Origin of the sequence: Longimonas sp. (assembly GCF_040409695.1) — a bacterium.
Lineage (GTDB): Bacteria > Bacteroidota > Rhodothermia > Rhodothermales > Salinibacteraceae > Longimonas.
In genome coordinates this window covers 1-6,523 of record NZ_JARWGJ010000142.1, presented here as the reverse complement: position 1 = coordinate 6,523, position 6,523 = coordinate 1, and the positions used below count along the sequence as shown (strand labels likewise).

Genomic DNA, 6,523 nt, shown 5'->3' with positions numbered 1-6,523 from the left:
AGCGAGCGGTCGAGATGATCGATGCGGACGCGCTCGCAGTCCACCTGAACTTCCTACAGGAAGCCGTCCATGGTCGAACTCGTCACGCCCTACCTGCTCGTCCAACCGGTGGGCACCTTTGCCCACTGTGCTGTAGAGCTTCGTGATCTTCACTTCGCCAAAGTTGAGCGTGACCACGTAGTTTTGGCCATCATTGGAAAGACGAGCATGGAGATTACTTTGAAGACGCTTCGCATCCATGATCTCCAGAATATCTGGATCCATAGGAATAAAGTAGTATTCGGTGGTTTCTCCAAATTCCACCTCCAAACCCCGCCATTCTTCAGAGAATCCGCCGTAATCCTCTTTCTCCGAGTCATAACTGGTAACAAGCGTGAGATAAGGCATAAACAGCCGATCTACGAAGAGATACGGCATAGGGATTTCACCTTCGCCCAGGTTTAGTGCCCGTCCCAGGTTTTCTCCTTGTCGTCCTAAGTGCTCAATCATTTCGGCAAGATCGCTGCCCCCAAAAGCCCGTCCATACAGCCGGGTATGGTTGGATAGCAGTTGCTCTTCGGTAACAACCAGGCGTCCCTCATGCAGCGGCAGATCCCCCCAGATGTGATCGGGCTCGGCTTCTACGGCAAAACTCAAGAAAGGCAACGGTACCCGTCCTACCTGGTCGGTAATTGTATCGGTTACAACCCCCACTCCATCGGGAGATTCAACATTGCTCAGTTCTTTATTCCACTGCTTAAGCTCATTGATGAAGTCGCTGGCATCGCGGTCTTCCATCTCAATGCGTTCTTGCTGCAGGTCTTTTGTATCCACATTGCGCAGCACATGACCGACCCACGTTTTTATGAGCCCACGTACTTTGTCGCGCGTCTGATCGGAAACGCGCATCTGGTTTTTCTCGTCGAAGGTGCGGCTCGTCGGGTCGTACCAGGTGCCTTTTTTAGAATCGTACCAATACAACCCGGTAAGCGTCTGCGGAGCCGTAGCTGAAGGATAAAGCCCTGTAAGCGGCGACCGACCTGCCAGCACCTCTTCTTCACCTTCTTCATTCACCACCGTGTAGAACTGCACCGGATTCCATAGCTCTTTGCCGCCTGGTGTGGCTGCCAAGGTGGGTACCAGTACCGAACTGACATCACTCGGACCGTCTTCGCGCAGCTCTACGCTCTTGGAACGAATATCCAGATTCAGTACCTTACGCAACGCAAACGCGGCAAGTAGTCCGCGCAGCGTACGGCGGGCTTCCTGTTGAAGCGCCTTACGCCCCTCGGATGCCGCTATTGATGCTTCGTCGTCTGCAGTTGCTCCATTGGTTGACTCGCCAATGGAGTGCTGAAAGAGATTCGCGTAGAACATGTACGCCCGTGATACCGGCGATGGAATGCGCCCTTCCGTAGCCGCACGGCGCACCTCCATATTGTCGCCGATATACTGCAACAAGTCGGAGGATCCTTCGGTGAACCCTTTCGGATTGGGGTTTGCGATGGGGTAGTCTGATGCGGCGTCAGGTAGAAAAGGAGACTGCGACATAACTGGGTAAGGCTGAAGATTTTTAGCGGATGCGGAAGGGAAGGGGTACAGCCTGAGCTAACAGGCTCACCAAGGCCGGCAGCGGCTACGCAACCCGGGTGCGGGTGTACTCGTCGGGGATGTTGTTGCGCTTATTCAAATGCAGTGCTTGGTGCACCTCTGGAGTTGTAATGCCCAGCGGGATGCAGCTGTCGGAGTCAATCAGACGGAAGGCGTCTACGTCGACCTTCAGGCGCACATCCTTGTGATGGAGGCGGGCCATGGCAGCGAGTGCAGCGCGAAGCGTGCGTACCATAGCCGTGTCGGTTTCTTCCTGGTCTACCTCTACGTCATCAGCACTTACATTTGCCATGGCCTGATGAATCGCGGAGTAGTCAGATCTGGTGTGAGAAAGCAAACTCACCTCGCCCCCTTTCAATGTGGATTCCGCCCAGAGCAACAGACGTGCAAAATACTCTGCGACCTCGGTTTGTCGGGCCCCAAACGTCCACTCTCCGGCTGCGGCTCCATCTTGAATAAGAGCCGGGCGATCCTGCTTTCCAGCCTGCTGGTACTGCGCAAAGTGGCTGTTGGCCCATCGATCAATGATGCTACTGTACCACCCCAGCTGTTTCAGATGACCTGGCGACATGCTGGCAATCATCCGGTCGAGCCCTTTCGAGAAGTCTTCTTGGCCCCCCTGCCGCAGATGAAAGGCCGCCAGGTGAAGCAAGTAGGCGAACTGCTCACGTAAAGCTCCTGTGTTGCTGTAAGGCAAGTGCTGCCATTGCAGCTTAGCCAGGTTGATGTCGGGAACGAACACGCGCACCTGTGTACGACGGTCGCCGCCCGGTTGACCAATCGCGTCAAGCATTGCAAGCCCCGCTATAAGCTCCTCAAAGTAGGGCGGATTCGATTGCTTATCACTGCCCAGGTGCGCCTCCACCTGGTTTCGTCCTGGGTTATCGGAGCCAATGACATACACGCCGTCGTACATCGCGTCGCTGGTGCGGTACACCTTACTGTAGAACTGCAGCGCGCTGGCCGTGTCGAGCAGGAAACGATCTGGGTCGACGCTCTCTTTGCGCTCACGCGGCTGATAGTGAGGCAGAATCTTTATCGCGTTCCACTGCAGACGCCCTTTATTGACCATCGTGCCCTGGGTACGGTCGAGCGCCCGTTCTACACATTCACGGACCACTGGAATCAGGGAGGCCCCGGTTCCCCCAAACACAGAGGCGGTTACCATTACCGGTATGTTCGATGCCGTTCCAGTGGCGGCATTCGCCAGTGCCCCCAGGAAATTCTGGGCGTTCTTGTTGCTCACAAGCACATTGTTCAAATGCTCCGAGAGATGCAAGCATCCTAGATTGGGGCGCGCACGAAATCCATCGTCGCACGTGGCCTCTCGTTCGCTTTCGTCGTATAGCAGTTCGAGTACTTGCCGCGTATCTTCCTCGGTGGTTGAGGCGGTATTGAGTCCCCCACTAATTACCGTATCAAGCTGCTCAGTAAGGCTGTATAGTGTGATGTTGGTCCCAAACAGCCCCGCTTCCACATCCTCGCTGCTTGCTAATGGATTCCATCGGCTGCTCGATGCCGTTGTCTGCACGCTCCAATCGTAGCGCTGCATTGCATTATAGGCATCCGCCGTTTTACGGGCACGCGTCACATTGCCGTTGGAGGTGTCGGTATCCACCATAAGAATGTGCACATTTCGGGGGCCGCGCCCGGTTGCACACAGGTGAATGAACGATTCGGCGACTTTGGCCCCGGTGCCACCTCCGGTGATGATAAACATGTGGTCAGACATACAATACAGAAGATTTCAGAAAAGGATAGACGATGTGTAACTTTCAGATCATGGCAACGCGTCACACGAGCTGGCCGGCTTCAATGCCCTGCGTAGATCCGTACGACTTGCACGCCCAGATGCTACCTGCCAGCACGCCCAACACGGTGGCTACCAGAAGCACAAGGTACAGCCCCCACGAAATCCCCCCACCCGAGCCGAGCGTAGTCACTGCTGCGGGTGAGGCATTCAGCAGGTCTCCAACGACGAACTGCAGATCTTCCAGGCCCTCGTGCACAACCGGAATGAGCACCTCTAAAAGCGCAACGCCTACCAGGATAGCGGCCACAACCCCGAGCACCGTACGGTTACGGCCCCTCAGGTGCTCAGCAATGCGTGCGGGCCCTTGCCGCCCCATCGACTTGATGTCGCCCCGAGCCAGGAAGGTGGTGATGCTTAAGAAAATGAGGGCTGTGCCCAGAAAGATAACGGTGAGTACCATGTGTTTTTGTTTGGACTTGAATGCAGGAAAGCAATGCGTATGCGTAAGTCTGTGCCGTGTCATCGCCACTCTGTAACCAGCAGCGCCTCACCCAGCACGTAGTGTTCGCGGATCACGGCGCCCATGGTTTGTTGGATGTTGAGGGTCTGGCTACATGCGGACGGGTCGTCGTCGCGACGGACAGACAGGTCATCGGGAATGAGTCGGTTGGCTCCCGATGCGCCAAGTCCCAGTTGTACCACCGAGGCGATGCGCTCGCGTCGTTGCTGCGGAACGTAAGACATTGACGCATCGACATGGGCCTGCCAGGTGTCGTGGACCGTGGCGTCGGTGTTGAAGATGCGGGGTTCGTCGGTTTTCGTAAGGACGACATTACTATTGGCCACCGAGAGGGTGTCGATGCGCCAATGCTGGAAGGTAGGTTGCAGAGCGTCCATGACCCGCTCGCGGTTGGCCTCTGACAGGGTGCGCCAGGGCAGCACCGTGCTGTCGACCGACACATCGAACTGTAAGGGGGCCCCCGGACTCGCATTCGGGTTAGCCACACGGCCCGAGAAGACGTTCCCTACATCGGGATGCGTATCGCGGTGGTCGGTGAGCGAGCGAAAGAGCCGCTCGCCTCGCCGCTGGTCATCGACCGGATGCGCCCGCTCGCGCGGCTCAACCGAAGTACTCGACGTGCCAATCGTTATCTCGTGAGCCGTTTCCACGCCATCGGCGGCTTCCAGGATGTTAAGATATTCTTGCTTGGCCGCGACCGACGGAAAAAACCCAAATCCGTAAAAAGGGCGATCGTCGCAGCTGTATGCAATGGATCCTATCTCGGGCACCTCGTGATAGTACGTACCGTCATACGGCCCCCGGTAGGCGAGCAGCGTGAAGATTCCTCCGGTTTCAAGCCAGGCTCCAATAGAGCTCACAATACCTCCAAATCGAGCGCCTTCTTCAGGGGCCGATTGCACGCCATCGCTGATAATCAGATGAGGCTGATCCGGATCGAGGTCGGCAAAGAGCGGCCCGTAGTCGTTGTTGACCCACAGATACGCATCGGGATCTTCCAGAAAGAATGGGTCAGCCGGTTCAACGACTTGCCCTTGTTCTTGCGATGGATATCCGAATCCGTAAAAGTCGACCTGGCCAGCGAGTTGCCCGTCGAGTGTACTCAGCAAGTCGAAGTAGACCGACTCCCCTCCAAGCGTGTACGGACGCATACTCGCCGAACGGTCTACGTACACCTGTAGATCGCCGACTTCCTGTTCAGGGTGGGGCGTTATGTCGCCCACTGACTCAATGTGCCGGTTGATTTCTTCGACGAGCGGCGGCGCTTCGTCATCAGAAAGCGGCGGGTCTACGCATCCGACCATCACGACCAGAAGCGCAAGCAGTCCAGCCCAGGACATCCACAGAAAAGTGTCGGTGTGCTTAGAAGAAACCATAGACGATTAGAAATAGCAATGCGTAACGGGAACAGGCAAGGCGCTGTTACAGGCGGTCAGTATTCAGGCACCCACCCAGGCGGTGGCGTATCGGTAAAGACGAGACGCATTTCGAGACGGCGGTTCTCGGCGCGCTCAGCGGCTGTTTCGTTACATGCTTCAATATCTCCAGACGGGCAGTTGCGCGGACGAAACTCGCCGTACCCAGACGCAGACATGTCTAACTCGGTTGGATTGAGTCCACCATCAATGAGCGATTCGATCACACGCGTGGCTCGTGCGGTGCTCAGCTCCCAATTCGACCGGAAGGCTCCGCTAATCGGCACATTGTCAGTGTGTCCCTGCACCTGGACTTCGGTGAGCGTTTCAAGGCGCTCGCCTCCTGTCTGGCCGGTAATCTCTTGAGCAATTTGCTGCATGAGGTCCGCCCCAAGATCACTCAACGCGTCATTCCCGCTTTCGAACGTCACATCCGACCCAAACTGCAGGTTCTGGATGATTCCATCGCGGGTGATCTCGATGTCGTATCCTTGACGCCTGAGTTCTTCTACGCGCTCATTGATTTGTACTTGTTCTTCCTCGCGCAACTCAATCCACGGCTCCTCTTCCTCATCATCCAACTCAATAAACCGGGCCACCTGATACGTGACCATGAGAACCATAACAAGCGCAAACGCCAGCATGGCGTCGGTGAATACCGGCCAGACATTGACAGATTCGGATCGACGGCGAGCCATAAAGAAGTGGAACTAAACGGAGGAGCGTCCGCGCGCCCGGCGGAAGTTGAGGAGGACACTGATGGTACGAAAGGCTGTTGTACTTTGTAACATTATAATATTTACAAACAAACTTCGCCAATCGCAAACAAAACGTTTCGTCCTTTCGCTTTCGATGGGGTAATATCTACAATACGTAAATGGATATGCTCTGCTGGCAGGCGTGCAAGAGGACGCTCCGTCTGTACGGGGCGTGCCGGGCCTGTCGTGCTGGCGTTGAGATCCTTCCGCCTGCGGCGTCAGGATGACGTGGAGTGTAGGAACGTGCTGAATTGAGCGCACTGCCTTCCCCCACAGGTCATGCTGAACGCAGTGAAGCATCTCAGCACCGTACGGTCGGGATTGCTCTGCTGACCAGCATGCAAGGGAGACGCTCCGTCTGTACGGGACGTGCCGCACCTGTCGTGTTGGCGTTGAGATCCTTCCGCCTAACGGCGTCAGGATGACGTGGAGTGTAGGGATGTGCTGACTTGAGCGCACTGCCTTCCCACCCAGGTCATGCTGAACG

Annotated in this window: 5 protein-coding genes; all 5 read right to left on the bottom strand. The window is 56.2% G+C overall.

Translation table 11 applies throughout. The annotated features are described in order from the left end of the window. The coding region (locus tag PPP56_RS08870) for a hypothetical protein (RefSeq protein ID WP_353563685.1) at positions 1 to 1,530 on the bottom strand (1,530 nt) is incomplete at its 3' end. Positions 1,531 to 1,615: 85 nt separating this feature from the next. Further along, on the bottom strand, positions 1,616 to 3,322 hold the full coding sequence (locus PPP56_RS08865) for a hypothetical protein (protein ID WP_353563684.1): 1,707 nt from the start codon (positions 3,320 to 3,322) through the stop codon (positions 1,616 to 1,618). Between the two features lie 61 nt (positions 3,323 to 3,383). After that, on the bottom strand, positions 3,384 to 3,803 hold the full coding sequence (locus tag PPP56_RS08860) for a hypothetical protein (protein WP_353563683.1): 420 nt from the start codon (positions 3,801 to 3,803) through the stop codon (positions 3,384 to 3,386). A 59-nt stretch (positions 3,804 to 3,862) separates the two neighbouring features. Next, positions 3,863 to 5,239, bottom strand: coding sequence for a hypothetical protein (locus PPP56_RS08855; protein WP_353563682.1), 1,377 nt, complete (start codon positions 5,237 to 5,239; stop codon positions 3,863 to 3,865). A gap of 56 nt (positions 5,240 to 5,295) precedes the next feature. Beyond that, positions 5,296 to 5,976, bottom strand: coding sequence for an OmpA/MotB family protein (locus PPP56_RS08850; RefSeq protein WP_353563681.1), 681 nt, complete (start codon positions 5,974 to 5,976; stop codon positions 5,296 to 5,298). Positions 5,977 to 6,523 lie beyond the last annotated feature (547 nt).

What these genes read in the sequence shown, in the direction of transcription:
- PPP56_RS08860 (WP_353563683.1), bottom strand. Translation starts at nt 3,803, where the DNA reads ATGGTACTCACCGTTATCTTTCTGGGCACAGCCCTCATTTTCTTAAGC.
- PPP56_RS08855 (WP_353563682.1), bottom strand. Translation starts at nt 5,239, where the DNA reads ATGGTTTCTTCTAAGCACACCGACACTTTTCTGTGGATGTCCTGGGCT.
- PPP56_RS08865 (WP_353563684.1), bottom strand. Translation starts at nt 3,322, where the DNA reads ATGTCTGACCACATGTTTATCATCACCGGAGGTGGCACCGGGGCCAAA.
- PPP56_RS08850 (WP_353563681.1), bottom strand. Translation starts at nt 5,976, where the DNA reads ATGGCTCGCCGTCGATCCGAATCTGTCAATGTCTGGCCGGTATTCACC.